Origin of the sequence: Phyllobacterium brassicacearum, from assembly GCF_003010955.1 — a bacterium.
Lineage (GTDB): Bacteria > Pseudomonadota > Alphaproteobacteria > Rhizobiales > Rhizobiaceae > Phyllobacterium > Phyllobacterium brassicacearum.
This window is the reverse complement of the sequence record NZ_PGGO01000013.1, coordinates 22,822-49,399: the sequence shown is the minus strand read 5'-3', so window position 1 is coordinate 49,399 and position 26,578 is coordinate 22,822. Positions and strand designations below refer to the sequence as shown.

At 56.5% G+C, this 26,578-nt stretch carries 24 protein-coding genes; 18 read left to right on the top strand and 6 right to left on the bottom strand.

Translation table 11 applies throughout. The annotated features are described in order from the left end of the window. Window positions 1-73 precede the first annotated feature (73 nt). The 3 genes from lptB to lptC all read right to left on the bottom strand — a co-directional run bounded on the left by lptB (window position 74) and on the right by lptC (window position 2,296). Entirely contained in the window at window positions 74-832 is a 759-nt protein-coding gene (gene lptB, locus CU102_RS17260; protein WP_106712347.1) for an LPS export ABC transporter ATP-binding protein, read from the bottom strand. A 74-nt stretch (window positions 833-906) separates the two neighbouring features. Next, a complete protein-coding gene (locus CU102_RS17255; RefSeq protein ID WP_106712346.1) occupies window positions 907-1,524 on the bottom strand; it encodes an LptA/OstA family protein in 618 nt (205 codons plus the stop codon). Between the two features lie 55 nt (window positions 1,525-1,579). Further along, window positions 1,580-2,296, bottom strand: coding sequence for an LPS export ABC transporter periplasmic protein LptC (lptC, locus tag CU102_RS17250; protein ID WP_245425396.1), 717 nt, complete (start codon window positions 2,294-2,296; stop codon window positions 1,580-1,582). 262 nt (window positions 2,297-2,558) lie between these two features. Between lptC and sppA the strand changes: the two genes are divergently transcribed. From sppA to CU102_RS17175, 15 genes are all read left to right on the top strand, one after another. Next, a complete protein-coding gene (gene sppA / locus CU102_RS17245) occupies window positions 2,559-3,545 on the top strand; it encodes a signal peptide peptidase SppA (protein ID WP_106712344.1) in 987 nt (328 codons plus the stop codon). A 91-nt stretch (window positions 3,546-3,636) separates the two neighbouring features. Then, entirely contained in the window at window positions 3,637-3,921 is a 285-nt protein-coding gene (locus CU102_RS17240) for an integration host factor subunit beta (RefSeq protein WP_106712343.1), read from the top strand. Between the two features lie 43 nt (window positions 3,922-3,964). Further along, complete coding sequence (locus CU102_RS17235; RefSeq protein ID WP_106712342.1) at window positions 3,965-4,297, top strand: LapA family protein; 333 nt, start codon at window positions 3,965-3,967, stop codon at window positions 4,295-4,297. A 24-nt stretch (window positions 4,298-4,321) separates the two neighbouring features. Beyond that, window positions 4,322-5,296 (top strand): bifunctional Delta(1)-pyrroline-2-carboxylate/Delta(1)-piperideine-2-carboxylate reductase, encoded by a 975-nt coding sequence (lhpI, locus tag CU102_RS17230; RefSeq protein WP_106712341.1) that lies wholly within the window; start codon window positions 4,322-4,324, stop codon window positions 5,294-5,296. Window positions 5,297-5,365: 69 nt separating this feature from the next. Next, window positions 5,366-6,472, top strand: a complete 1,107-nt coding sequence (locus tag CU102_RS17225) for a class I SAM-dependent rRNA methyltransferase (protein ID WP_245425381.1) — start codon at window positions 5,366-5,368, stop codon at window positions 6,470-6,472. Next, entirely contained in the window at window positions 6,469-7,341 is an 873-nt protein-coding gene (locus tag CU102_RS17220) for a TrmH family RNA methyltransferase (protein WP_106712340.1), read from the top strand. The genes CU102_RS17225 and CU102_RS17220 overlap by 4 nt, the downstream gene beginning before the upstream one ends. Before the next feature lie 12 nt (window positions 7,342-7,353). Continuing rightward, window positions 7,354-7,857 (top strand): signal peptidase II, encoded by a 504-nt coding sequence (lspA, locus tag CU102_RS17215; protein ID WP_106712339.1) that lies wholly within the window; start codon window positions 7,354-7,356, stop codon window positions 7,855-7,857. 147 nt (window positions 7,858-8,004) lie between these two features. Beyond that, window positions 8,005-8,844: a l-ornithine N(alpha)-acyltransferase gene (olsB, locus tag CU102_RS17210; protein WP_106712449.1), complete on the top strand. Its 840-nt coding sequence runs from the start codon at window positions 8,005-8,007 to the stop codon at window positions 8,842-8,844. Window positions 8,845-9,091: 247 nt separating this feature from the next. Beyond that, window positions 9,092-11,752 (top strand): DNA mismatch repair protein MutS, encoded by a 2,661-nt coding sequence (gene mutS / locus CU102_RS17205; protein WP_245425394.1) that lies wholly within the window; start codon window positions 9,092-9,094, stop codon window positions 11,750-11,752. An 82-nt stretch (window positions 11,753-11,834) separates the two neighbouring features. After that, the gene (locus CU102_RS17200; RefSeq protein WP_106712337.1) at window positions 11,835-14,648 is read left to right on the top strand and encodes a [protein-PII] uridylyltransferase; all 2,814 of its coding nucleotides are present in this window, start codon (window positions 11,835-11,837) and stop codon (window positions 14,646-14,648) included. A gap of 1 nt (window position 14,649) precedes the next feature. Next, the gene (gene murJ / locus CU102_RS17195; RefSeq protein ID WP_106712336.1) at window positions 14,650-16,248 is read left to right on the top strand and encodes a murein biosynthesis integral membrane protein MurJ; all 1,599 of its coding nucleotides are present in this window, start codon (window positions 14,650-14,652) and stop codon (window positions 16,246-16,248) included. A 14-nt stretch (window positions 16,249-16,262) separates the two neighbouring features. Then, entirely contained in the window at window positions 16,263-16,631 is a 369-nt protein-coding gene (locus CU102_RS17190) for a VOC family protein (protein WP_208113845.1), read from the top strand. Window positions 16,632-16,737: 106 nt separating this feature from the next. Beyond that, window positions 16,738-17,817 (top strand): tryptophan--tRNA ligase, encoded by a 1,080-nt coding sequence (gene trpS, locus CU102_RS17185; protein WP_106712334.1) that lies wholly within the window; start codon window positions 16,738-16,740, stop codon window positions 17,815-17,817. A gap of 44 nt (window positions 17,818-17,861) precedes the next feature. Beyond that, complete coding sequence (locus CU102_RS17180) at window positions 17,862-18,350, top strand: universal stress protein (RefSeq protein WP_106712333.1); 489 nt, start codon at window positions 17,862-17,864, stop codon at window positions 18,348-18,350. A 101-nt stretch (window positions 18,351-18,451) separates the two neighbouring features. Continuing rightward, on the top strand, window positions 18,452-19,030 hold the full coding sequence (locus CU102_RS17175) for a NifU family protein (protein ID WP_106712332.1): 579 nt from the start codon (window positions 18,452-18,454) through the stop codon (window positions 19,028-19,030). Window positions 19,031-19,081: 51 nt separating this feature from the next. On the opposite strand, the gene CU102_RS17170 is transcribed toward CU102_RS17175, so the two are convergent. The 3 genes from CU102_RS17170 to xylF all read right to left on the bottom strand — a co-directional run bounded on the left by CU102_RS17170 (window position 19,082) and on the right by xylF (window position 22,309). After that, window positions 19,082-19,861, bottom strand: a complete 780-nt coding sequence (locus CU102_RS17170; protein WP_106712331.1) for an ATP-binding cassette domain-containing protein — start codon at window positions 19,859-19,861, stop codon at window positions 19,082-19,084. Between the two features lie 14 nt (window positions 19,862-19,875). After that, on the bottom strand, window positions 19,876-21,183 hold the full coding sequence (locus tag CU102_RS17165; RefSeq protein ID WP_106712330.1) for a sugar ABC transporter permease: 1,308 nt from the start codon (window positions 21,181-21,183) through the stop codon (window positions 19,876-19,878). Between the two features lie 82 nt (window positions 21,184-21,265). Further along, window positions 21,266-22,309 carry a D-xylose ABC transporter substrate-binding protein gene (gene xylF, locus CU102_RS17160; protein WP_106712329.1) on the bottom strand — a complete coding sequence of 348 codons (1,044 nt, stop codon included), beginning with the start codon at window positions 22,307-22,309 and terminating at the stop codon, window positions 21,266-21,268. Between the two features lie 211 nt (window positions 22,310-22,520). On the opposite strand from xylF, the gene CU102_RS17155 reads away from it, so the two are divergent. Genes CU102_RS17155 through xylA form a run of 3 tightly spaced genes read left to right on the top strand, consistent with a single transcriptional unit; the run spans window position 22,521 to window position 26,549 of the window. Continuing rightward, a complete protein-coding gene (locus CU102_RS17155) occupies window positions 22,521-23,765 on the top strand; it encodes an ROK family transcriptional regulator (RefSeq protein ID WP_106712448.1) in 1,245 nt (414 codons plus the stop codon). Between the two features lie 22 nt (window positions 23,766-23,787). Further along, window positions 23,788-25,242 carry a xylulokinase gene (xylB, locus tag CU102_RS17150; protein WP_106712328.1) on the top strand — a complete coding sequence of 485 codons (1,455 nt, stop codon included), beginning with the start codon at window positions 23,788-23,790 and terminating at the stop codon, window positions 25,240-25,242. Then, a complete protein-coding gene (xylA, locus tag CU102_RS17145) occupies window positions 25,239-26,549 on the top strand; it encodes a xylose isomerase (RefSeq protein WP_106712327.1) in 1,311 nt (436 codons plus the stop codon). The genes xylB and xylA overlap by 4 nt, the downstream gene beginning before the upstream one ends. Window positions 26,550-26,578 lie beyond the last annotated feature (29 nt).

Genomic DNA, 26,578 nt, shown 5'->3' with positions numbered 1-26,578 from the left:
GCTATGCGAATTTTCAACCAATGCGGGTGTCTGAAACGTAATTCTTCACGAATTTCAACAAGAACTACAAAATTCAGAGCTTGAACTGGTCGCCCAGATAAAGTCGGCGGACATCCTGGTTGGCAATAATTTCGTCTGGTCGGCCATGCGTAAGCACCTGCCCCGCGTGAATAATATACGCTCTATCGATCAGCTTGAGTGTCTCGCGCACATTGTGATCCGTAATGAGCACTCCAATCCCTCGTCCGGTCAGGTGCCGTACCAATTGCTGAATATCGGCAACGGCAATTGGATCGACACCGGCGAAAGGCTCGTCCAATAGCATGAAATTGGGCCTGGAAGCCAAAGCGCGTGCAATTTCCAGACGCCGCCGCTCGCCGCCCGAGAGCGAGATCGCCGGGGCTTTTCGCAAGTGCGCAATATGGAACTCTTCAAGAAGGGAATCGAGTTCTTGCGCGCGGGCGCCCCGGTCTTTTTCGACAACCTCAAGAACCGCCTTGATGTTATTCTCGACAGAAAGGCCACGAAAAATCGACGCTTCCTGGGGCAGATAACCAATGCCAAGCCGCGAACGGCGATACATTGGCATTGTCGTCACGTCGAAACCATCGATCTCGATCGTGCCCTTATCGACCGGCACAAGACCGGTGACCATGTAAAAGCATGTCGTCTTGCCTGCACCGTTTGGCCCAAGAATACCAACAGCCTCGCCTGAGCGAACCCCAAACGACACGCCGTTGACCACTTGGCGGCCATTGTAACTCTTGGTGATCCCGCGCGCGACAAGCGTACCCTTCATACGATCCTTGGCTGCCGGATCGGCTGGTCGCATTTCGGAAACGCTGGAGTCTGGCCGCGCAGACGTCTTGCTGGTGGGGCGACGCGAAAACAAGGTCACTTAATGGCTCAGTTCTTCGGAGCGTTCTTGGGCGCAACAACGATCGAAACACGACCGGTCTGACCACTCTTGCAGCTTTCAAGCTGTGCTTCGCCGGTCTTCAGCTGTGCAGTCAGTTTGCAACCGATGGCGACATTGTCGCCCTGCGTGAGTACGACCTTGTTCCCGGTAAGAACCAGCACTTCCGTTTTCATATCAAAAGTACCGTGATCACCGGTCGCAACCTGATCCTCGGACTTCACATAAACCTTGTCGTTCACTTCAAGATGGTCAATGTCCTGAGCTGCAGGACCTGGCGCCGCAAGGCCGCCGTCCTTCGGCGCGTTCGCAGTTGGGGCTGCACCAGCGGTCTCTTTCTTGTCGTTTTTGACGTAATAGACGATCATCGAACCAGCCTTCAGGAGCGTTGCCCCCTGAACAACTGTGACATTGCCGGTGAAGGTAGCGGTACCTTCATTGTCATGTACCACGAGCTTGTCCGCATCGATCTGGATCGGCTGATCACCGGAGAGCTTGATACCCTTCGCGGCGCCGGCATCCTGTGCAACAGCGGGAACGATCATTGAAGATGCCAATATACCCAATGCAACTGTCGAAATGCTGATCAGTCTTGCCCCGCACGACATCGTCTTCTCTCCTAGCTTCGGGATATTCCCTTGAAATCGCAATCGCTTCCAGAATTCACTCTGGCGATTTGACTTCCTTGCCACCTTCTTGCAGCTTTGCGGGCTGAATGACAAGCCTTACGCGCTTTTCAAAAGTCATTACTTTACCGCTTTCCGTGATTTGCATGCTGTCAGCGGTAATCTGCGAATTACTATTGTTGATGCTGACCGGTTGATCAGTCGACATGGAATTTCCTGCGATGTCGATATCAGCCGATTGCAGCCGTGCCGTAATGCCATCGGATGTTGTCAGACTTATGTCGCTGTCAAGCGTCAGCTGGCGATTGGCATTATCGAAAACTCCCGACTTTGCTTTGACCTGGGCGCGCAATTCTGTGCCAAGCGGAATTTCCGCGTCGATCCCTTCGAGGGAAATGACGTTACTATTGCCCACTTCCTGCAACGCCCGTACTGCACTCATTTTGTAAGGTAGTTTGTCCTTTGTAAACCCGTCGAGCTTGGGATTGGTCATTACCAGCTTCCCGTCCTCAATGCCCGCATTATCAAGTGAAATGTTGCTTGGCACACTGGACGTCGAAAAGAATGTAAACCACGAGAACACTGCCGCGCCAAGCAAGGCTGCTGCGGGTAGAGCGAACTTCAAAAAACGCACACGTCGGGAATGGCGCTCGGCCGCGCGAAAAACCGTAGAATCCTTATCGGAAGCAGCAAACTGCCGCGCCACCTCAGCGTGGTGGTCGACATCAGTGGTCGCATCGCGCACGGGATGCATATCGTATCTTTCGATGGACATAGGTCTGACTGCGGTTACCGATTACAGTAATATGGCTACTTGAACGCCAATATGGTTATTTTTCGATGAAATGGACGGAGTACTAGTCGCACAAGTTGCATTCGAGGCAACAAATATGCCGTCATTCGACGAGTTACAAGATGCATGTGCAGATCAAACGCCGCGGCATGACGTCTGGACTTCCATAAAATGTTGTCGCAGAAGATTACCCAACCGAACCTGAGAGCGAACGGACACGACGATGGCAAATACCGCTGACGCAATTATCGACAGACGACGCCTCCGCAGGAAGTTGACATTCTGGCGCGCTTTCACACTTCTGCTTATCGCGCTTGCATTGATTTCTTTCTACTTTTTATCCACCGGCGAGGATAGTTTCTCCAGCAAGTCGACGCCACACATCGCCAAGGTTCGCGTCGAGGGGACGATTTTTGAGAACGAAGAACTGCTCAAGCGCCTCAAGGATGTAGAAGAGTCCGCCGCAGTGAAAGGCGTCATTATAACCGTTGATTCACCAGGTGGCACAACCGCCGGCGGGGAGGCAATCTACGAAGCTGTGCGCAAACTCGCTATGAAGAAGCCTGCGGTCGCGCAGGTTGGCACTCTTGCCGCTTCGGCGGGATACATGATTGCCAGTGCCACGGACCATATCGTCGCGCGCCAATCCTCGATCATCGGGTCGATCGGGGTGCTTTTCCAGTATCCCGACATCTCGGAGCTTTTGACCAAGCTCGGCGTCAAAGTCGAAACGATCAAATCCAGTCCGCTAAAGGCAGAGCCCAATTTCTTCAATCCTGCCAGCGATGAAGCCAAAGCCATGATCCATCGCATGATCATTGATTCGTACGACTGGTTCGTTGGTCTTGTTCAGGAACGGCGCAAATTCAGCCATGAACAGGCCCTGGCACTTGCTGACGGGTCGGTCTTCACCGGACGTCAGGCTGTTGCCAACAAGCTGATTGATGAACTTGGCGGCGAAGACAAGGCAATTGGTTGGCTCGCGACGAAAGGCGTCGACAGCAAGCTGCCCGTCGTCGAGTGGAAACCCGTCCAAAAATCATCCCTGGGCCGACTTTTCTCAGAATCTGCCCTGAATATGCTTGCTCAGTACCTCGGCATTCCACAGGAAAGTGCCGGAATACTACGGGAATTGACTGGGGAGCGTATCTTCCTTGACGGGCTCGTTTCTGTTTGGCACGTTGACGGCAAGCCTGTCGGGGCGCAATAAGGTATTAAACACATAAGATCAGTGACATAGTCGTTAGGCTGCAACCTTTTCGACCGTGCCCGCCTGATCTTGAACCGGAAGGGACTTCGCTGTGATCAAATCAGAGCTCGTGCAGATCATTGCCAACCGCAATCCACATCTGTTTCAGCGTGATGTGGAAAATATTGTTGGTGCTATCTTTGACGAGATCACCGACGCACTGGCTGAAGGCAATCGGGTCGAGCTTCGTGGTTTTGGTGCCTTTTCGGTGAAGAACCGCCCGGCGCGCAGTGGCCGCAATCCGCGTACCGGCGAGAGCGTCGACGTTGAGGAAAAGTGGGTGCCTTTTTTCAAGACCGGCAAGGAACTCCGCGACAGGCTCAATTCGCACGGGTGAGGCGCATCTATTGAGCGTTTGAAGCGCTTCCGGGGAGATAGATATGGTCAATCGCATCGTTGTCGTGCTCATTCTGCTGCCGCTTGCCGTCATTCTGATTGCGTTGTCAGTGGCGAATCGCCAGGCAGTGTCCCTTACGATCGACCCGTTCAATCCGGGAAATCCCCTGCTTTCCTATTCCGCTCCATTGTTTGTCTGGCTGTTTCTTGCCCTTATTGTCGGACTGGTTCTTGGCAGCCTTGCGACTTGGTACAATCAGGGCAAACACCGGAAATTGGCGAGACAGCGCAAGCTAGAGGCGGAGCTTCTGCGCAAGGAAGCGCGCAAGGCGTCGGCCGAGAACACGTCCACGCCTAATCTTCCCTCGCTGCATTAGGCATTACAAACACAAGGATTTTCCATGAAACTGATCTCTCCGGTCGAGGTCGACGGCCTGTTGAATTGGCCCGACATGATCGCCGCGATCGAGCAGGCCTTCCGTCAAGGCGTTATCCAGCCCGTTCGTCATCACCACACGGTCGGACGGCCAGACGGTGCCGCATCGACTTTGCTGTTGATGCCGGCATGGTCGGATTTCGACGCACTTGGCGATTCCTCAAAGGGTTACATGGGCGTCAAGATCGTCACTGTCTCGCCGGACAATGGCGCCGTCTCCAAACCCGCAGTCATGGGGGTCTATCTTCTCCTCGACGGCAAGACCGGCGAACCCAAGGCGTTGATCGATGGACAACGTCTGACGCTATGGCGCACAGCAGGCGCATCAGCGCTCGCCGCCCGCTATCTTGCGCGCGAGGATGCGTCGAAGCTCGTCGTGCTGGGTGCAGGTGCGCTTTCCCGTTTTCTGGCACGTGCGCACAGCGCCATCCGGCCCATCAAGGAAATTTCGATCTGGAACCGCAGTTTCGCTGGAGCAGAAAAAGTGGCAGCCGAGCTTGTCGCGGAGGGCTTTAATGCAAAGGCAGTCCAGGACAAGGACGCTGCAATCGCTGAGGCTGATATCATCACGGCGGGAACACTGTCCACGGAGCCCTTGATCCTCGGCAAGCATCTGAAGCCTGGCGCTCACGTGGATTTGATCGGCGCGTTCACGCCTACAATGCGTGAGAGCGATGACGAGTGCATCCGGCTCGCTCGCGTTTTTGTCGATACCAAGGACGGCGCCTTGAAGGAAGGCGGCGACATTGTGCAGCCAATCAAGGCCGGCATCGTGACCGAGAGCCATGTGGTCGGCGATTTGTTTGGTTTGACACGTGGTGCGATCCAGGGTCGTCAATCCGCTGACGAAATCACGCTGTTCAAGTCGGTTGGTGCTGCTTTGGAGGACCTCGCTGCCGGAATTCTCGTCTATGAAAAGGCGATAGCCGCGTCAGCTTGATCGTTTTTGCTTTCGCCTTTCCTCGTCATGGCATAGGAAACCTCCAAAGTACTATGAGGAAAGCACGACTTGAAATCGTATGGCGGAAAAATCAGGAAAGCCAAGGGCGCAGGCACGAAGGGTAGTGCACCCAAAAGCACTCCCCATCGGCAGAGCGCGACCAAGCCGCGTCCGCAGTTTGCCAAACCAGTGCGTGCTGCAGACAGCGAAGCGCAAGCAAAGCCAACGCCACGCTCGGAACCAACGCCTGGACGTCTGCTGACCCGGCGTTCCGGTGCACGTCCGCACGAACAGACAGGCCTCATTCTCGAAACCCTCCCCTCGGAGGATTACGCGCTCCTCGACAGCGGCAACGGTTTGAAGCTCGAGCAATATGGGCCCTACCGTATTATCCGTCCGGAGGGCCAAGCTATTTGGCTTCCCGCCTGGGACAGGTCGGAGTGGGACAGGGCCGACGCCGTCTTTACCGGCAATACCGATGAAGAAGGCGTTGGCCGCTGGCACTTCCCGAAAGTGCCCCTCGGCGAGACGTGGCCACTTGCATTTGACGGCCTCCCCTTTTTTGGCCGCTTCACTTCCTTCCGGCACGTAGGCGTGTTTCCCGAGCAGGGCACACACTGGTCGCATATGGACAGTTTGATCCGTGGGGCCAAGCGGCCAGTGAAGGTTCTCAATCTTTTCGGCTATACGGGCGTTGCCTCGTTGGTCGCAGCCCGGGCCGGTGCGGAAGTTACCCATGTCGATGCGTCGAAAAAGGCCATTGTGTGGGCGCGGGAAAACCAGGAAATGGCCGGACTTTCCGGCAAACCCATTCGATGGATCTGCGAAGATGCGATGAAATTCGTGGCGCGAGAAGAACGGCGCGGCAGCAGTTACGATATCATCCTGCTTGATCCCCCGGCTTACGGACGCGGGCCGAATGGCGAAGTTTGGCAGTTGTTCGATAATTTGCCCGATATGGTCGATCTTTGCCGCGCGATCCTCAACCCAAACCCGCTCGCGGTCGTTCTGACGGCCTACTCAATTCGCGCTTCATTCTTTGCGATCCATGAACTGATGCGGGATGCCTTTACCGGTCTTGGCGGCGAAGTACAGTCCGGTGAGCTCATCCTGCGTGAACGTTCGTCCGGGCGAGCGCTCTCTACCTCCCTCTTTAGTCGTTGGGGTGCAAAATGACGAGACACGACGACCACCACCACCGGGACAGCGGGCTGGCCCGTCCCGGAAAGGTCAAGGAGGTCACCAGCCTGACCAATCCGATCGTCAAGGATTTGCGTTCATTGGCGATAAAGAAATATCGCGACCAGCAAGGCGCCTTCATCGCCGAAGGCCTGAAGCTCGTGATCGATGCACTCGACCTTGGCTGGACCATCAAGACCCTGGTCTATTCGAAGGCAGGCAAGGGCAATTCCCTAGTCGAACAGGTCGCAGCCCGCACTATCGCCAAGGGCGGAGATGTGCTCGAAGTCAGCGAGAAGGTGATTGCTGCCATCACGCGGCGCGATAACCCGCAAATGGTTGTCGGTGTCTTCGAACAGAAGGTCCTATCGCTGTCCGCAATCAAGCCGCAGGGCAACGACGTCTATGTCGCGCTCGACCGCGTACGCGACCCCGGCAATCTTGGAACGATCGTTCGCACGGCCGATGCAGTGGGCGCGAAAGGTATCATCCTCATTGGCGACACCACCGATCCGTTTTCGCTGGAAACAGTTCGCGCCACGATGGGTTCGGTTTTTGCCGTACCTGTGACGCGCGCCACAGAAGCTGAGTTCCTTACCTGGAGGAAGGGATTTTCGGGTCTGATCGTGGGAACTCATCTCAAAGGTGCAGTCGACTATCGGACCATAGCTTATGGCAATAAGCCAGTTATCTTGGTGATGGGTAATGAGCAGCAAGGGTTGCCGGACCATCTTGCGTCGGCCTGCGACAAGCTTGCGCGAATTCCACAGGAGGGCCGCGCCGACTCCCTCAATCTCGCCATTGCGACTGGCGTCATGTTGTTCGAGATCAGACGCGGCGCGCTGAAGCTCGATAGCGGAACTTGAGAAAACAAACTTATGAAGAGCAAAGCCTTTTACAGCCTTTTTGCCATCATTGCCGTCGCTGTCATCAGCGACCAGATCATCAAGTATCTGGTCGAGACTGGCATGGATTATCAACAGCAGATAGACCTATTACCCTTTCTCGCACTTTTTCGGGTTCACAACAATGGCATCGCGTTTTCGATGCTCAGTGGCCTGGACGATACGGCCCTGATCGGACTTACCGTCGTTGTCATTGGCTTTGTCAGTTATCTTTGGTGGACCACCGCATCGGCCCGCTGGATATCCCGCACTGGATTCGCATTGATCGTCGGCGGTGCTATCGGCAATCTAATCGACCGCAGCCTACACGGATACGTCATCGACTATATTCTTTTCCACCTGCCGTCATGGTCGTTTGCCGTCTTCAATCTGGCCGATGCCTATATATCGATTGGCGCAGCGCTGGTTGTGATCGAAGAAATTGTTGCCTGGGTGCGCGAACGGCGGTCCCGAAACGGCGCACCCGGTGAAAACTGAAGAAATTAGCCGTTTTCCACGTCATGTAGCCGTCATCCAATTGTTGTATTCAAAGATGAACAATCACCGATTAACTCCGGATGAGAGCGAATCGCTATGGGCATCGCCTTGCTTGAACCTGCTTCAATCACTAAAGATCAACGGATGATGTCGCAGGTCGATTCAACTCCCTCGCCGTTTACGGCGCCACACCTTGTTTCGGTGCTCGGTCGCATCGGTACGATGGAGGTCTGCCTTGCGCAAACCGAGGACGAGATCGCATCATCGCAGCAACTTCGATTCAAGGTTTTTTTTGATGAACTCGGGGCCAAGGGCTCGGCGACGTCGGAACAGCGTGACGCCGACCGCTTTGATCCCTTCTGCGATCACCTGCTCGTCTACGACACCTCAATTCCCGGGCCGAAGCATAAGCAAATCGTCGGGACATACCGGCTTCTTCGTGGGGAAAAGGCGTTCGAGACTGGCGGTTTCTATTCGGCAAGCGAGTATTCCATCGACCGCCTCGTTACTGCGAAGCCAGAATTGCGCTTCCTTGAACTTGGACGCTCCTGTGTTCTGCCGGAGTACCGGTCAAAACGCACGGTCGAGCTGCTTTGGCAGGGCATATGGACCTATTGCCGGCACCATTCCATTGGCGTGATGTTCGGATGCGCCTCGTTCCATGGAACCGTGCCGGCCGCTCACGCCCTCCCGCTGTCGTTCCTGCAGCATAATTGCCGTGCGACACCGGATTGGGATGTACGTGCCCTTCCCGCGCTTTACCAGCCGATGGATCTTGTCCCCACCGAGGCAATTAACGCCAGGGTGGCGTTGTTCGCCATGCCACCGCTGATCAAGGGCTATTTGCGCCTTGGTGCGATGATCGGTGACGGTGCCGTAATCGATCACGATTTTGGTACAACCGACGTGTTCATCATCCTGCCCGTCACCCGTATTTCAGAACGTTACATCAGTCACTATGCCGCCGAGGCGAAACGCTTCGCATAAAATCGCGGTCAAGTAGTTACGCAATTCCGGTCGCAAAACCGCTACGCACTCTTGCTGGAATTGCTCGGGCACACGTCATCACCTGTGGGAAAAGCCTTGAGTGAGCACTGAAGAGGTGTGTAAATCCCGCAATAGCGAATAGATTGCTCCCGATCGGACTCGGTCAATGGAGAGCGTCTTGGCCGAACTGGCATCTATCATCGAACCTTCGTCTTACGAGGCTGAACCATTGGCACGCCCAACGCCGATGATGGAACAATATATCGAGATCAAGGCCACCAACCCGGATAGCCTGCTCTTCTATCGCATGGGTGATTTTTACGAGCTGTTCTTCGATGATGCGGTCGAGGCTTCTCGTGCGCTCGGCATTACGCTAACCAAACGCGGCAAGCATCTCGGCAACGATATCCCCATGTGCGGCGTTCCGGTTCATGCTGCGGACGATTATCTGCAGAAGTTGATCGCGCGTGGTTTCCGCGTCGCCGTTTGCGAGCAGATCGAAGATCCGTCCGAAGCGAGAAAACGCGGGGCAAAGTCGGTCGTCAAGCGGGATGTCGTGCGGCTTGTGACCCCGGGGACGATCACCGAGGAGAAACTTCTCGATCCATCCGAGGCCAATTATTTGATGACGCTTGGCCGCGTCAAGGGAACGGGCCAAGGCCAGTTCGCCCTTGCCTGGATCGATATTTCCACCGGTACATTCCGTGTGAGCGAGACCGACACCTCCCGGCTTCTCGCTGACATCCTGCGCGTCGAACCACGTGAATTGATCGTTGCAGACCCGGTATTCCATGACCCGGAACTGAGGCCGGTCTTCGATGTGATTGGCCGTTCCGTCAGTTCGCAACCGCCCAGTCTCTTCGACAGTGCGACAGCTGAGACGCGCATTCAACGCTATTTCGATGTCAGCACACTTGATGGTTTCGGCCAGTTCACGCGTGCCGAACTCTCCGCCATCTCAGGCGCAATTGCGTATATCGAGAAGACCCAGATCGCCGAACGCCCGCCACTGATGCGGCCCGAGCGCGAATCCGAGGGCGGATCACTCTTTATTGATCCGGCCACCCGCGCCAATCTTGAACTCCTGCGCACGCTGTCGGGGAGCAGAGAAGGAAGTCTTCTCAAAGCCATCGACCGTACGATCACAGGTGGTGGTGCGCGGCTGCTGGCAGAGCGGTTGACATCTCCCCTCACCGATCCAATAGGCATCGCAGAACGGCTGGATTCTGTTTCCTTCTTTCTCGCTCGCCAGTCGCTCGCCGACCCTATGCGCGAAGCCCTGAAGGGCGTGCCCGACATGCCCCGCGCCCTGTCACGACTGGCGGTGGGTCGCGGAGGACCGCGCGACCTCGGTGCACTCGCGCGAGGTTTTGAGGCAGCAGCCGAAATTTCGCAGGTGCTCGGCAATGAAGCGTTGCCGCCGGAACTCGCAAAGGTCCGTGATCAACTCGGTCAACTACCATCCGATTTCATGATGCACCTTGACCAGGCGCTTGATGATGAGTTGCCGCTTCTCAAACGGGATGGCGGGTTCGTGCGCGCACAATACAGTGCCGAGCTCGACGAAATGCGGGCTTTGCGCGATCATTCGCGCCGTATTATCGCCGGTCTGCAGGCGGACTATATGGAGATGACTGGCGTCAAGTCGCTCAAAATCAAGCATAATAATGTGCTTGGCTATTTCATCGAAGTGACTGCCAACAACGCCTCGGTAATGACCGATACAGCTGAGGCCAAGGGGAAATTCATCCATCGTCAGACCATTGCCAATGCAATGCGATTTACGACGACGGAACTCGCGGAGTTGGAAACCAAGATAGCCAACGCTGCGGACCGGGCACTTTCCATCGAGCTTGGCGTTTTCGACACATTAACGAATGAGACCGTCTCCAATGCCGACGCAATACGCGCCGGCGCCGCTGCACTGGCAGCCCTCGACGTTTCAGTCTCTCTGGCCGCCCTTGCCGAGGAACAGGGCTATTGCCGTCCGCTCGTCGATGACGGCCTCGCCTTCGAAATAGTCGCAGGGCGGCACCCGGTGGTTGAGCAATCGCTGCGCCGGCAGGCAGCCAATCCGTTTGTTGCCAATGATTGCAACTTATCGCCCGAAGGCCCGTCCAAAGGCGCAATCTGGCTGCTGACAGGCCCGAATATGGGCGGCAAGTCGACATTCCTGCGCCAGAACGCTCTGATTGCTATCCTGGCGCAGATGGGCTCCTTCGTTCCGGCAGGCTCGGCGCACATCGGTATTGTCGACCGACTGTTTTCACGCGTTGGCGCTTCCGACGATCTCGCGCGCGGACGTTCCACTTTCATGGTGGAAATGGTCGAGACGGCCGCAATCCTCAATCAGGCCACCGATCGTTCGCTGGTTATACTCGATGAGATAGGGCGTGGCACAGCAACGTTCGACGGCCTCTCCATAGCCTGGGCGGCGGTCGAATATCTGCATGAAAAGAACCAGTGCCGGGCGATCTTTGCCACACACTTCCATGAAATGACTGCACTCTCGGAAAAGCTGCCACGACTGAGCAATGTAACGATGCGGGTCAAGGAATGGGACGGCGATGTCGTCTTCCTGCACGAGGTCGCAAAGGGGGCAGCAGATCGCTCCTACGGTGTGCAGGTAGCCCGCCTGGCAGGATTGCCGGAAGCCGTCGTCAATCGCGCCCGCGATGTACTGCATCAACTTGAAGCAGGCGAGACGTCCGGTAAGGCCGACAAGCTGATTGACGATTTGCCGCTCTTCTCCGTCGAAGTCAGGCGGCAACCACCCAAACTGGTGCAGGGCCGAGACAGTGCACTCTTAGCGGCCCTTTCCTCAGTCAACCCAGACGAAATGACGCCACGTGAGGCGCTCGATGCTCTTTACAGACTGAAGGGTCTTGCTGTCCATCCGACATCCTGAATCAATCGCGGTCAAATGTAATCATTCCGTTCGAAGCAAATTCGCGCTATAGCGTGCGGCCATCATTCATAAAGACGTGTTCATGAGCGCCTCAGACCTGAAACTGGAACAGATCGTCAACCCGGCCAAACTTCATCGTCAGTTTGAGGAACTGGTCCAATCGGCGAGAAAAAGCGGCGCAGCTTCTGTCAATCGCAATGACGTATTGCAGCTGTTGAAAGAAGCGCTGACTGCCGGCCGCAAGAGTGCCGAAGAGATGTTGATGAAGGACGCGGGTGGCACAACTTGTGCGATGCGCCTTTCCTATCTCATGGACCAGATCATCTCGGCGCTCTACGAATTCGCAATCACCCACGTCTATCCGGCGATAAACCCGTCAACAGCAGAGCGCATGACTATCGTGGCTGTTGGCGGCTACGGCCGTGGCGGACTCGCTCCGGGATCGGACATCGACCTGTTGTTCCTGTTGCCCTACAAACAGACACCCTGGGGTGAGCAGGTCGTCGAGTATATCCTGTACATGTTGTGGGATCTCGGGCTCAAAGTCGGACACGCCACACGCAATCTCGACGAGTCGATCCGTCTGTCGCTGTCCGATATGACGATCCGAACCAGCATTCTTGAAGCACGCTATCTCTGCGGTAATGAAGAGCTTTTCACCAAGCTGGTACAGCGCTTCGATGTGGAGGTGGTCAAGGGTACCGGCCCCGCATTCATCGAAGCCAAGCTCGCCGAACGTGACGCACGAAACCGCAAGGCAGGAGCTACACGCTACCTGGTTGAACCGAATGTCAAGGAAGGTAAGGGTGGTCAGCGCGACCTGCACACACTGTTCTGGATCGCCAAATACTACTACCGGGTGAAGACCAGCGACGAATTGGTGACGCTCGGCGTTCTATCACGCGCCGAACACAACATCTTCCGCAAGGCCGAAGATCTTCTGTGGGCGGTTCGCTGCCACATGCATTTCATCGCAGGCAAGGCTGAAGAGCGGCTTTCCTTCGATATCCAGAGCGAGATTGCCCGGCGGCTTGGCTATACGGCGCACCCCGGCCAGCGTGACGTCGAACGTTTCATGAAGCACTACTTCCTCGTGGCCAAGGAAGTCGGTGATCTCACGCGCATTATCTGCGCTGCTCTCGAAGAAGCACAGGCAAAGCACGTCCCCGGCTTTAACCGCATTTTCCTGACGTTTTCGCGGCGCAAGCGCAAACTTGCCGGTACTGTCGACTTTGTCGTCGACAATCATCGCATCACAATTGCCAATGACGGCGTGTTCCGCAAGGATCCGGTCAACCTCATTCGCCTGTTTCATCTTGCGGATGAACACGGGCTGGAATTTCACCCGGATGCCATGCAGCTGGTGACGCGTTCTCTGTCGTTGATTAACGCCGATCTGCGGGAAAATCCCGAAGCAAATCGTCTTTTTCTGGAAATCCTCACCTCGGAACGCAACCCGGAACTCATCTTGCGGCGGATGAATGAATCCGGCGTTCTTGGTAAATTCATCCCGGACTTCGGCAAGATTGTCGCGATGATGCAATTCAACATGTATCATCACTACACTGTCGACGAGCATTTGTTGCGCTGCATAGCAGTACTTTCGGAAATCGAGCACGGCGACCTTGGACAGGAACACCCGCTCGCCAACCAGATTATGCCGGGCCTCAAGAAAGACCGGAAACTGCTCTACGTCGCCTTGCTGCTCCACGATATCGCGAAGGGGCGCCCGGAAGACCATTCCGTTGCCGGTGCTCGCATTGCACGGCGCATATGTCCGCGCCTTGGACTTTCGAAGGCGGATACGGAAACCGTGGCCTGGCTCGTCGACCAGCATTTGACGATGAGCCGAGTGGCGCAGTCGCGCGATCTCAATGATCGCAAGACGATCGAGGATTTTGCCGAGATCGTGCAAACCCTTGATCGAATGAAATTGCTGTTGGTTCTGACCATTTGCGACATCAAGGCGGTCGGACCAGGTGTCTGGAATGGCTGGAAAGGCCAATTGCTGCGCAACCTATTCTACGAAACCGAATTGTTGTTGACGGGCGGTTTCTCCGAAGTATCTCGCAAGGACCGGACAGATCATGCCAGGGCGCAACTTGATCACGCCCTGTCATCGTGGCCACAGGTTGATCGCCAATCCTATCTGGCGTTGCACTATCAAAACTACCTCTTGACGGTCAGCCTTGATGACCAGATACGCCACGCCAACTTCATACGCGAGTCGGACGCGGGCGGGAAAACGCTTGCAACCATGGTGAAGACCCATGATTTCGAGGGTGTCACCGAGATCACGGTGCTTTCGCCCGATCACCCGCGCCTGCTCTCGATCATCGCGGGTGCCTGTGCCGCAGCCGGCGCGAATATTGTCGATGCACAGATTTTTACAACGAGCGACGGACGTGCTCTTGATACGATCCTGATCAGCCGTGAATTCCCGACCGACGACGATGAGCGGCGGCGCGCCATGCGTGTTGGTCGCCTGATCGAGGACGTGCTTTCCGGAAAATCCTACTTGCCGGAAATGCTTGCCGCACGCACCAAACCAAAGCGCGCCGTCAAGGCGTTCCGCATCACACCGAGGGTCGAAATCAACAACACGCTCTCCAACAAATTCACCGTCATCGAGGTGGAAGGCTTGGACCGTCCCGGCCTTCTGTCTGAAATTACCGGCATCATTTCGGATCTTTCACTCGACATCACCTCAGCCCATGTGACCACATTCGGTGAGAAGGTCATCGACGTGTTCTATGTCACCGATCTCGTTGGCCATCAAATTACCAACACGGCGAGACAAAATAGGATCCGTAAAAAACTGCTCGCGCTCTTCGGTGAAGGTGACATAACGACGGCTCAGCCGCAACGGCAAAACCTTCTCATGACGGCAGAGTAGAATGAGTCTGGTCAAAAAATTTGCCACGGTTGCATCCGGCACGCTTATGAGCCGCGTTTTCGGTTTCACCCGCGAGATGTTGATGGCAGCAGCGCTGGGTACTGGTCCAATCGCTGACGCTTTCAACGCGGCTTTCCGCTTTCCGAACACGTTCCGCAGGCTCTTTGCCGAAGGGGCCTTCAACGCCGCCTTTGTTCCACTGTTCGCGAAGGAAATCGAAGCCAACGGACTGCATGGCGCACGGCGCTTTTCCGAGGAAGTATTCGGCGTCCTGTTCACGGTGCTCCTCGGCCTGACGATCCTTATGGAACTCACCATGCCGCTAATAGTGCGTTATGTGATAGCGCCGGGCTTCGTTGAGGATGCGCTGAAGTTCGACAACACCGTGTCGATGGCGATCATCATGTTTCCTTACCTTGCCTGCATGTCGCTTGCGGCAATGATGAGCGGTATGCTCAATTCTCTGCATCGCTATTTCGCGGCTGCAATTGCGCCGGTCTTCCTGAATGTGATCCTCATCGCCATCCTCGGCTACGCTTGGCTGAAAGGACACGATGGCACGAAGGTTGGATATGCGCTTTCCTGGGGTGTAATGGCCTCAGGCGTCGTCCAGCTTGCGATCGTCTGGTTCGCTGTTCGCAACGCCGGGATTTCAATCGGATTCCGCTTGCCCCACCTGACCCCGAACGTCAAACGGTTGCTGGTACTCGCTTTCCCCGCAGCCGTTACCGGTGGCATTACCCAGATCAACCTCCTTATCAACACGAATATTGCGTCAGCGAAGTCAGGGGCGATTTCGTCTCTCGCCTATGCCGACCGGATCTATCAACTTCCACTTGGTGTCGTTGGTATCGCCGTTGCAACAGTGCTTCTGCCGGAACTGGCCCGTGCCCTGCGCTCAGGCAATCTCAAGGAGGCAGGCAGCCTGCAGAACCGATCGGTGGAATTCACCCTTTTCCTGACACTTCCCGCTGCAGCCGCTCTCCTGGTCATGTCGGAGCCAATCGTTCGCATGCTTTACGAGCGTGGCAATTTCTCTACGGCTTCCACCCACACTGTCGGCAATATTCTGGCAATTTATGGCCTTGGACTTCCCGCTTTCGTACTTATCAAAGCCTTTTTGCCGGGTTTCTTTGCCCGCGAGGATACCCGGACGCCGATGATCTTTGCCATCATAGCTGTCATCGTGAATGTCACTCTGGCGCTAACGCTTTTCCCCGTAATGGCAGAGACCGGCATAGCAACAGCCGAGGTCGTCGCCGGATGGACCAATGCAATCCTGCTATTCACAACGCTCGTGTGGAGAGGGCATTGGGGCCGCGACATTCCCTTGCTGACACGCATTCCACGCTTGGTCCTCGCCGCCGGCCTGATGGGGCTTGCGCTTTATTATGCCATTGCCTGGATGGGTCCCGCACTTGCTCCGCATGCGCCGCTGCACACGCAGGCGATCGCGGTCATGTCACTGGTCGGACTATCGATGATCCTTTACTTCGCGCTGGCATTTGGGACCGGCGGTGCCAGTCTCGGCATGATACGGCGCAACGTCAGACGCGGAGCAAAAACCCCGGAAATCCCCCCCGAGGACACCGCATCTTGAGTCGTCATCTTGGCATGATCACACTGGTCGTCCGCGACTATGACGAGGCAATTGCCTGGTACACGAAAGTGCTTGGCTTCTCACTTGTCAGCGACACTCCTCTCTCGGATGCCAAGCGCTGGGTTGTCGTCGCTCCCGAAAAGGGCGACAGCCGGTTGCTCCTCGCCAAAGCCGACGGTGAGATACAGGAGGCAAGTATCGGCAACCAGACCGGCGGACGCGTCGCACTGTTTCTGCAGACTGACGATTTTGCGCAGGATTATGCGACCATGATGAAAGATGGCGTGCGGTTCCTCGAAGAACCGCGCCATGAGACCTACGGCAGCGTTGCCGTGTTTGAAGACCTTTACGGCAATAAATGGGATCTGTTGGAACTCAAATGAGCCCTTGCATTGATAGGGCTTGAATACAACGCCTCCCTCTGCCAAAACCGCGTCTTCATTGCTATCGGCGCCGCGGGCCCGATCTCCGAACGATCAAGGACGATTTATGAGCACGTTTGAACCGCTCGTCTTTTCCGGTGTCCAGCCAACCGGCAATCTGCATCTCGGCAACTATCTCGGTGCAATCCGCCGTTGGGTTGCACTGCAGGAAAGTAACAACTGTATCTATTGCGTCGTGGACCAGCATGCGATCACCCAGGCCATTTCCGTCTGGGGTGGGCCGGCCGAGCTGATGCGCAATACGCGAGAAGTGACTGCTGCGTTCCTCGCCTCGGGCATCGATGCAAAGAAGCATATCGTCTTCAACCAGAGCCGCGTTCACCAGCATGCCGAACTTGCCTGGATCTTCAATTGTGTCGCTCGCATGGGCTGGTTGAACCGGATGACTCAGTTCAAGGACAAGGCGGGCAAGGATCGCGAAAATGCCTCGGTCGGTCTCTTTACGTACCCCAATCTGATGGCAGCCGACATTCTCGCCTATCGCGCAACCCACGTACCGGTTGGCGAAGATCAGAAGCAGCATCTGGAGCTGACGCGCGATATTGCCCAGAAGTTCAACACGGACTTTTCGGATCGAATTGCTGAACTTGGGCTCGGTGTCGAGACGCAATCGGGTGACGAAACAATTGCAAGTTTCTTTCCGCTGACCGAGCCGGTAATTGGTGGTCCTGCCGCACGCGTTATGAGTCTGCGTGATGGTACCAAAAAAATGTCAAAGTCCGATCCATCCGATCTATCCCGCATCAACCTCATCGATGATGCGGACACGATTTCGAAGAAGATTCGCAAGGCCAAGACAGATTCGGAACCGCTGCCGTCGGATGTTGACGGACTGAAGGATCGTCCGGAAGCAGACAACCTTGTCGGCATTTACGCTGCATTGATCGACAGCGACAAGGAAAGCGTCATCCGCGATTTTGGCGGACAGCAGTTTTCTGTCTTCAAGCCGGCGCTAGCCGACCTTGCTGTGGAGAAACTGGCGCCGATCGCTGCGGAGATGCGCCGGATTTCGGCAGACCCCGGCCATGTCGATGCGATCCTGAAAGATGGTGGCGAACGCGCGAGCGTTCTTGCCGAGAAGACGATGCGCAATGTCCGTGATATTATGGGCTTTCTGCAGGATTAGGCCCGGGCCTTGCGGACGCTCAACGGTTAGGGCAGGTTGACCACATGGTATCGAAACGTCTCAGCCGCGAAGCCGGCCACCGTCGCAAATTTCTGGCCGTCATCGACGAGACGCCTGAATGCGAACGTGCAGTCGCTTATGCCTCCCGCCGTGCCAAGACCACCGGCGGCGTGCTGTTGCTGTTGTTCGTCATCGACTCGGCCGATTTCCAAGCGTTTCTGGGCGTCGAGCAGATCATGCGTGCGGAAGCCGAGGAGCGTGCCCATTCGACGCTCAGCAAGTTTGCGGCAAGTGTGCGTGAATCGATTGGAATCGAATCGGAACTCGTTGTGCGTGAGGGAATTACGTCCGAAGAGATTCAGAAACTGATCGAAGAGGATCAGGATATTGCCATCCTCGTCCTGGCCGCGGGCTCCGGCAAAGAAGGCCCCGGCCCCCTCGTCCAGTCGCTTGCCGGGCGCGAATCCTTCTCCATTCCGGTGACGGTCGTTCCGTATAATCTCTCCGATGAGGACATCGACGCGATTACGTGATCGCGTGAGCAAAATCGTGATACAATCCTGACTTGAAGAGTTGGGTTTAAAGGCCTATATCGCCCTTTGAATGGTTCTAAACTAGACACGCGAGATCCGCCATGTTCATCCAGACTGAAGCAACGCCGAATCCGGCGACCTTGAAATTCCTGCCTGGGAAGGTGGTGCTTGAGGAAGGAACGGCTGATTTCCGCGACGCGGCGAGTGCGGGAGAGGCTTCTCAGCTTGCTGGCAAGATCTTTGCCATCCCCGGTGTTACCGGCGTGTTCTTCGGTTACGATTTCGTTACGGTGACCAAGTCCGAAGGCCCGGAGTGGCAGCACCTGAAGCCCGCCATCCTCGGCGCAATCATGGAGCACTTCATGTCGGGCGCGCCCGTCATGGCCAATGCGACCCAGGTTGCCGATACGGCACAGCGCGAGACCGATGGCGAGTTCTTTGACAGTGCCGACACGGAAATTGTCGATACAATCAAGGAACTGCTTGAAACCCGTGTCCGCCCCGCTGTGGCCCAGGATGGCGGCGATATCACGTTCCGCGGTTATGAGAACGGCACTGTTTTCCTGCACATGAAGGGTGCGTGCTCTGGCTGCCCCTCATCGACGGCCACCCTCAAACACGGCATCCAGAACCTTCTTAAGCATTTCGTTCCCGAGGTCCAGCACGTCGAATCAATCTGAGCAATCCAGCTCCCAATAAAAAGGCCGCTTAAAGCGGCCTTTTTATTGCGTTTAGTTGACGGCACCGGGACCCGGTATCGCGCCTGGCGGACATTTACCTAGAATGATCATGCCAAGCACTTCATCCTCGGTTACATCCCCTACCTTGGCGGTGCCGACGACCTGACCGTTCTTCATCACGGCCACTCGATCTGCGAGATGGAAGACGTCGTGAATGTCGTGGCTGATCAGGAAGATACCGATACCTTCGCTTTTCAATTGCTTGATGAGTTCACCAACCTGGGCAGTCTCCTGCGGTCCGAGCGCGGCTGTGGGCTCGTCCATGATCAGGATGCGGGCGTTGAAGAGGATCGCGCGTGCAATGGCGACCGACTGGCGCTGACCGCCGGAAAGTGCCTTAACCGGGTCCTTGAACCGCTGGAAGCGCGGATTTAGCCGCCCCATGACTTCGCGCGCGCTGTGCTCCATCGCCACGTCGTCTAGTGTGCCCCAGGGTGTCATCAGCTCGCGGCCGAGATAGAGATTGGCGGCCGTATCCACATTATCTGCGAGCGCCAATGTCTGATAGATCGTCTCAATACCGTGGGATTTGGCGTCGCGGGGGTTGCTGATCGCGGCCTCTTCGCCATTGACCTTGATCGTCCCGCTGTCGCGCTTGTAGGCGCCCGAGAGGATTTTGATCAGCGTCGACTTGCCGGCGCCATTATGGCCGAGCAAAGCCACGACCTCACCAGGGTACAAATTGACGGAAGCTCCATCGACCGCCCGGATACCACCGAAAGCGATCGAGATGTTTTCCATATCAACGAGAGGTGCTTGTGTACTGGTCATTTCTTGTTCTCCCCTCAAGCGGTGCGGCGGCGATAGATCGTGTCGAGCCATACGGCAACGACGAGAACGAGACCGACGACAATGTTCTGCAACGGCGTATCAAGACCAAGAAGCACCATGCCCGAACTCAGCGACTGCATCAGCAGTGCACCAATCATCGCCCCGGCGATCGTGCCGACGCCGCCCGCCAGGGACGTGCCGCCGATAACCGCAGCGGCGATGGTCAAGAGTTCGTCCAGTGTGCCTTGCGCATTGGTCGCAGCATTCAGGCGTGCGGTGGAGATCGCACCGGCAATGGCACAAAGAATGCCCATGATGATGAAGATTTTCATCGTAACCCAGCGGGTATTGATACCGGCAAGATCGGCCGCCTCCGGATTGCCACCCATGGCAAAGACATAGCGGCCGAAGCGCGTGCGTGTTGTGACAAACGTCATGATAATGCCCGTCGCGACGGCAATCAGCACTGGCAGGGCGATGCCATGCGAGATGAACAGGCCGCCGTCGGGAATCGTGATGCCGCTGGCTTCTGCGTATTTGCGCACGATACCGATCGGCCAGTAATAGGCGTTGGCGAGGGCAACTGCCCCGAGGACGAGACCGCAGCCCACAGCCGACATGAACACCTCTGCCCAAACTGGTCTGCGCGGAAAATTGAAACGCTTGCGCTGGCGGCGGCTGTTGACGACCATCGCGACGATGGCAAGGCAAGCAATAATACCGACAACCCAGCTCCACGTGGCGCCGATTGCGCCTTCAGGTCCACCGCCCATGAGGCGGAAGGTCGAGTCCATCGGCGCAACCGTGCGGCCGGACGTGACCCACCAGGCCGCGCCTCGCCAAACGAGGAGCCCGCCAAGGGTAACGATGAAGGCCGGAACGCCGAGGAATGCGATGATGAAGCCCTGGAAACCACCAATCAGCGCGCCTGTCAGGATGCCGATGCCGAGGGCAATGATCCAGGTGGCTGGATGCTCGAAGCCTATCAGCTTCGGCAGGAATTCTGCCTGGGTGACGCCCATGATCATCCCGACAAAGCCGAGCACGGAACCGACCGAGAGGTCGATATTGCGGGTAACGATGATCAGGACCATGCCGGTTGCCATCACGGCAATGGACGATGTCTGGACCGACAGATTCCACAGGTTGCGCGGCGTCAAGAACTGCCCCCCCGAGAGGAACTGGAAGGCAAGCCAGATGATGACCAGCGCTCCGATCATGCCGAGAAGGCGTGTGTCGAGCTCAGTTGCCTTGAAGAACCGGGCAACTATGCCAAGTTCTGAGGCGCGTGCCCGGTCGAGACTTATGGCTGGATCACTCATTTTATTCTCCCAGTTCCATGTTTTTTAAAACGCCGCTGATCCAGTGGACCAGCGGCGTTCAATATTAGCAGATTTGAGCGGTTTACTTGCAGGCCGGGACAGCGCCAGCCTTGACACCCTGGCAGACGACGTCCTTCGTCACCCAGCCAGCATCGATGACGACATCGAGGTTGTCCTTGGTCACCGGAACCGGTGTCAGGAAGACAGCGTTGACTTCAACCTTGTTGGCACCACCGGCGAACTTCTGGACGTTTGGAATTTCTTCCATTTTCTTGCCGTCGGCGAGAGCCGAAGCGATGCCGGCCGCCTGCGCACCCAGCTCACGCGAGTCCTTCCAGATCGTCACGGTCTGCGTGCCGAGCGCAACGCGGTTCAACGCAGCGAAGTCGGCGTCCTGGCCCGAGACCGGAACGTTTCCAGCAAGGCCCTGTGCTTGCAGAGCAGCGATTGCACCGCCTGCGGTGCCGTCGTTGGCGGCAACAACAGCGTCAACCTTGTTGTCGTTGGCAGTGAGGAACTGCTCCATGTTCTTCTGGGCATTGGCAGGCAGCCAGCCGTCCGTATAGGCCTCGCCGACGTTCTTGATCTTGCCGGAGTCGATTGCTTCCTTCAGGACTTCCTGGGCACCCGAGAACAGGAAGTCTGCGTTCGGATCAGCGGAGCTGCCCTTGATGAACACGTAGTTGCCCTCGGGCTTCACAGCGAAGACGCCGCGCGCCTGCATGCGGCCAACTTCCTTGTTATCGAAGGTGATGTAGAACGCGTCCTTGTTTTCGATCAGCCGGTCATAGCCGACGACTGGAATGCCTTCGGCAACGGCCTTCTCGACAGCTGGTCCGATGGCGCCCGAATCCTGCGCGAGGATGATCAGGGCGTTCGCACCTTGGGAGATGAGGCTTTCAACGTCGGTCAGCTGCTTGGAAGCGGAAGACTGAGCGTCAGCCGAAATGTACTTGTCGCCATTGGCCTCGAGCGCCTTTTTGATAGCTGCTTCGTCGGTCTTCCAGCGTTCTTCCTGGAAGTTGGACCAAGACACACCAACAACCTTGTCCTTCGCCAGAGCAGGTCCGGCTATGGAGACAGCAAGAACAGCGGCACCCGCCAAAGCGGTTGCATATTTTTTCATGATAATCCTCCCAGTGCATGCAGCACGTTGACTGATCGATGCTTGACCTTTCACCTCCGGCCAGCACCAAAACCTCTTTATTTCGAGGCTCGAAAAAAATAGTGACTTAAAACCATTTCCATGTCAACTTGGTTTTGCGTAGGATAACCTATTGCAGCGCAACAATAATTTTGCGACGCACAAAAAAAGATTTCGGGAGGAAATCATTTTGTTGATCGATGAGATCGCGAGACCGGACGATGTCAGGCGCCAAAATCGAAGGCTCGTCCTGACGGGCCTGCGCCGGCACGGGTCGCTGTCGCGCACCGATATCGTTGCCGAGACCGGTCTCAGCCCATCCACGGTATCGGCCATTACAACAGCGCTCATTGCCGAAGGAATCATAGGCGAAAGCCGCGACAGCGATGTCGCTTCGAACCGCCGCGGACGGCCGCAGGTCGCTCTCGCATTGAACCCGGAAATAGGCACGATCGCTGCTGTCGAACTCGCCCTCAACCTCGTTCACGCCGTCTTGTTCGACTACAAGGGACAGGTGATATCCGAGGAGCTCCAACGCGTCCCGACACTGGCGGCAGCGGCGGACGATCTCAACCAGTCGATATGCCGGATGCTCGATAATCAGCTCGGAAGTCTTCCCCCCAAAGCAGGAAGGCTGATGCATATATCGATGGGTGTGCAAGGCGTCACGGACTCTGCCGGCGGCACCATGCTTTGGTCCCCAATTACACCTGACAGCAACATTGCTTTCGGAGAAACGCTTTCAAAGCGATATGGCGTAACCGTTGCCGTCGCAAACGACTGCAACATGATCTCTGAAGCGCTGCGCTGGAGCGACCCCTCCCATTATGCTGAGGATTTTGCAGCAATTCTGCTTTCGCACGGCATCGGCATGGGCCTGTATCTCAAGGGCAAACCATTCGTCGGAGCTCAATCCTCCGCTGCCGAATTCGGCCACATGCTGCACGTACCAAACGGTGCGCTATGCCGTTGCGGCCGTCATGGCTGCATCGAAGCCTATGCCAGCGACTATGCGATCTTGCGAAAAACGTCCGGCCAAGAAGACAATTCCCAGCCTGCCCAGGATGTGGATCCCGCAGCCTTTGGCGAAGTCGCCGATCTCGCGCGCGCAAACGACGGCAGCGAGCGCGCAGCGTTTCGGAAGGCTGGGCAAGCGATCGGATCTGGGTTGCGCAGTCTGTTCTCCCTCATTGACCCGGTTCCCGTGGCGTTGGTTGGTCCAGGAGCGGGAGTCTTCGATCTCATGGAGGATGAATTGCGCGGTATCGTTTCGGGCACTTCGGGCTGGGGTGCGACACAGGATCTCAATATCCGCTGCTACCCGGACGAACATCCGCTGATCCTTCAAGGTTGCATGATGACGTCGTTGCTTCACCTTGACACCCAGATCTTCGCACCTGGTGACGTCAAGGAAGCGCCGCTCAAGCGTGCGATCTAGCTAAATTTCAGGAGAAGAATCTATGTATCTAGGTCTCGATTTGGGCACGTCCGGTGTCAAGGCATTGCTGATCGACGAGAAACAGTCCGTCATAGCCTCGGGTACCGGGATACTCGATATCTCGCGGCCACAATCTGGATGGTCGGAGCAAGATCCATCCCACTGGATCAAGGCCACCGAGGGTGCGGTTGCAGCGGTCAGAGCCACGCATGGCAAGGAACTTGCTGCTGTAAAGGGTATCGGTCTGTCAGGCCAGATGCACGGAGCAACGCTGCTCGATGCCGGTGATCAGGTGCTGCGGCCTTGCATTCTATGGAATGATACGCGCAGCCATAAGGAAGCCGCCGAATTCGACAGCAACCCAATCTTCCGCGCGCTGAGCGGCAACATCGTGTTCCCCGGGTTCACCGCACCCAAAATCGCCTGGGTCAAGAACAACGAGCCTGATGTCTTCGCTAAGCTCAGCCGAGTGCTCCTGCCAAAGGACTACTTGCGGCTATGGCTCACGGGCGAGCATGTATCGGAAATGTCCGATGCAGCGGGTACTTCGTGGCTCGATGTCGGCAAACGCGCCTGGTCTCCAGAACTGCTTGCCGCAACCGGTCTCGATGCAAGCTTTATGCCCTCGCTTGTCGAAGGAACCGAGGTTTCCGGTAAATTGAAAGCTGACCTTGCAGCGCGCTGGGGTATGGGCACCAGCGTGGTGGTGGCAGGCGGTGCCGGTGACAACGCTGCTTCAGCCTGCGGCATGGGGACAGTCGCTGAAGGCCATGCCTTTGTGTCGCTCGGCACCTCCGGCGTGCTTTTTGCGGCCAACAGTGCCTATCTGCCCAATCCCCAAAGCGCCGTTCATACCTTCTGCCATGCCCTTCCAAACACCTGGCACCAGATGGGGGTTATCCTGTCGGCGACCGACGCGCTGAACTGGTATGCAGGGATCGCATCCCGCCAGCCGGCAGAACTGACGGGTGAGCTTGGTGACCAGTTGCGCGCACCTTCCGGCGTCACATTCCTCCCCTATCTTTCCGGTGAGCGCACACCGCTCAACGATTCCGCCATCCGCGGCTCGTTCCATGGCCTCGAACACGCCAGCGACCGGGCTGTCCTGACGCAGGCTGTCCTTGAAGGCGTTGCCTTTGCGTTTCGCGACTGCCTGCACGCGCTTGCCGCCGCGGGGACAAAGCTTGAGCGCGTGACAGCAGTTGGCGGTGGTTCGCGTTCGACCTACTGGCTCAAGGCTATCGCGACGGCGCTGAACATCCCGGTCGACGTTCCGGCCGATGGTGATTTCGGTGCTGCATTTGGCGCCGCCCGGCTCGGTCTTATCGCTGCAGAAAATGGCGACCCTCGCGCAATCTGTGCCGCACCTTCCACAGATTACACGATCGAACCCGAAACGGCTCTCACCGACGCCTTCGACGCCGCGTACAATCGCTATCACAACCTCTATCCAGCATTAAAAGGAGTTCAGTCATGAGCAGCGGATTCTTTGGTGATATAAAACCCATCACGTACGAAGGCCCGGAAAGCATCAATCCGCTCGCCTATCGCTTCTACAATCCCGACGAGATTGTTCTCGGCAAGCGGCAAGAGGACCATCTGCGTTTTGCCATCGCCTATTGGCATTCTTTCGTATGGCCGGGCGGGGATCCCTTCGGTGGCCAGACTTTCGAACGTCCTTGGTTCAACGACACGATGGATGGGGCAAGGCTGAAGGCGGACGTTGCGTTCGAGATGTTTTCCATTCTTGGCGCACCGTATTTCTGTTTCCATGATGCCGATGTGCGTCCGGAAGGCGATACGATCGCGGAAAGTAACAAGCGTCTCTACGAAATCGCCGATTATTTCGAAGGCAAGATGGCAATGACCGGCACTAAACTGCTTTGGGGCACAGCTAATCTTTTCTCCAACCGCCGCTACATGTCCGGTGCAGCAACAAATCCGGACCCCGATGTATTCGCCTACGCTGCCGCAACCGTCAAAACCTGTATCGATGTCACGCAGAAGCTAAAGGGCGAGAACTACGTCCTTTGGGGCGGCCGCGAAGGCTACGAAACGCTGCTCAACACCGACATGAAACGCGAACTCGACCAGATGGGCCGCTTCCTCAGTCTCGTCGTCGATTACAAACACAAGATCGGCTTCAAGGGCGCAATCCTCATCGAACCAAAGCCGCAAGAACCAACCAAGCACCAGTATGATTACGACACTGCGACGGTTTACGGCTTCCTCAAGCGGTTCGGGCTCGAAAACGAAGTGAAGGTCAATCTCGAACAGGGACATGCAATCCTTGCCGGCCATTCCTTCGAGCATGAGCTGGCAACGGCTGCCGCCTTGGGCATTTTAGGTTCAATCGACATGAACCGTAACGATTATCAGTCCGGTTGGGACACGGACCAGTTCCCGAACAATGTTCCGGAAGTAGCCCTGGCCTATTACGAGATCCTCAAGGCTGGTGGTTTCACGACGGGCGGCACGAACTTCGACGCCAAGCTGCGCCGGCAGTCGCTTGATCCCCAGGATTTGCTGATCGCGCATATCGGCGGCATGGACACGTGCGCCCGGGGTCTCAAGGCGGCAGCGAAGATGATCGAAGACAAGGTTCTGACCAGCTTTGTTGACGAGCGTTACGCAGGCTGGTCCAAGCCGGATGGGCAAGCCATGCTTTCGGGTAAACTCTCGCTCGAAGACATTGCCAAGAAAGTTGAAGGAAACAACATTCAGCCGCAACCGCGTTCGGGCAAGCAGGAATACCTCGAGAACGTCGTTAACCGCTACGTTTGAACATCAAAAGCCTGCCCGCTCCACGGGGA

Excerpts from the sequence above, each read along its gene's own strand:
- CU102_RS17170 (WP_106712331.1), bottom strand. The coding sequence starts at position 19,861 with ATGACCAGTACACAAGCACCTCTCGTTGATATGGAAAACATCTCGATC.
- lptC (WP_245425396.1), bottom strand. The coding sequence starts at position 2,296 with ATGCATCCCGTGCGCGATGCGACCACTGATGTCGACCACCACGCTGAG.
- xylA (WP_106712327.1), top strand. The coding sequence starts at position 25,239 with ATGAGCAGCGGATTCTTTGGTGATATAAAACCCATCACGTACGAAGGC.
- CU102_RS17255 (WP_106712346.1), bottom strand. The coding sequence starts at position 1,524 with ATGTCGTGCGGGGCAAGACTGATCAGCATTTCGACAGTTGCATTGGGT.
- sppA (WP_106712344.1), top strand. The coding sequence starts at position 2,559 with ATGGCAAATACCGCTGACGCAATTATCGACAGACGACGCCTCCGCAGG.
- olsB (WP_106712449.1), top strand. The coding sequence starts at position 8,005 with ATGTCGCAGGTCGATTCAACTCCCTCGCCGTTTACGGCGCCACACCTT.
- CU102_RS17235 (WP_106712342.1), top strand. The coding sequence starts at position 3,965 with ATGGTCAATCGCATCGTTGTCGTGCTCATTCTGCTGCCGCTTGCCGTC.
- mutS (WP_245425394.1), top strand. The coding sequence starts at position 9,092 with ATGATGGAACAATATATCGAGATCAAGGCCACCAACCCGGATAGCCTG.
- CU102_RS17175 (WP_106712332.1), top strand. The coding sequence starts at position 18,452 with ATGTTCATCCAGACTGAAGCAACGCCGAATCCGGCGACCTTGAAATTC.
- lhpI (WP_106712341.1), top strand. The coding sequence starts at position 4,322 with ATGAAACTGATCTCTCCGGTCGAGGTCGACGGCCTGTTGAATTGGCCC.
- murJ (WP_106712336.1), top strand. The coding sequence starts at position 14,650 with ATGAGTCTGGTCAAAAAATTTGCCACGGTTGCATCCGGCACGCTTATG.
- lspA (WP_106712339.1), top strand. The coding sequence starts at position 7,354 with ATGAAGAGCAAAGCCTTTTACAGCCTTTTTGCCATCATTGCCGTCGCT.
- trpS (WP_106712334.1), top strand. The coding sequence starts at position 16,738 with ATGAGCACGTTTGAACCGCTCGTCTTTTCCGGTGTCCAGCCAACCGGC.
- xylB (WP_106712328.1), top strand. The coding sequence starts at position 23,788 with ATGTATCTAGGTCTCGATTTGGGCACGTCCGGTGTCAAGGCATTGCTG.
- xylF (WP_106712329.1), bottom strand. The coding sequence starts at position 22,309 with ATGAAAAAATATGCAACCGCTTTGGCGGGTGCCGCTGTTCTTGCTGTC.
- CU102_RS17220 (WP_106712340.1), top strand. The coding sequence starts at position 6,469 with ATGACGAGACACGACGACCACCACCACCGGGACAGCGGGCTGGCCCGT.
- lptB (WP_106712347.1), bottom strand. The coding sequence starts at position 832 with ATGCGACCAGCCGATCCGGCAGCCAAGGATCGTATGAAGGGTACGCTT.
- CU102_RS17200 (WP_106712337.1), top strand. The coding sequence starts at position 11,835 with ATGAGCGCCTCAGACCTGAAACTGGAACAGATCGTCAACCCGGCCAAA.
- CU102_RS17180 (WP_106712333.1), top strand. The coding sequence starts at position 17,862 with ATGGTATCGAAACGTCTCAGCCGCGAAGCCGGCCACCGTCGCAAATTT.
- CU102_RS17165 (WP_106712330.1), bottom strand. The coding sequence starts at position 21,183 with ATGAGTGATCCAGCCATAAGTCTCGACCGGGCACGCGCCTCAGAACTT.
- CU102_RS17190 (WP_208113845.1), top strand. The coding sequence starts at position 16,263 with ATGATCACACTGGTCGTCCGCGACTATGACGAGGCAATTGCCTGGTAC.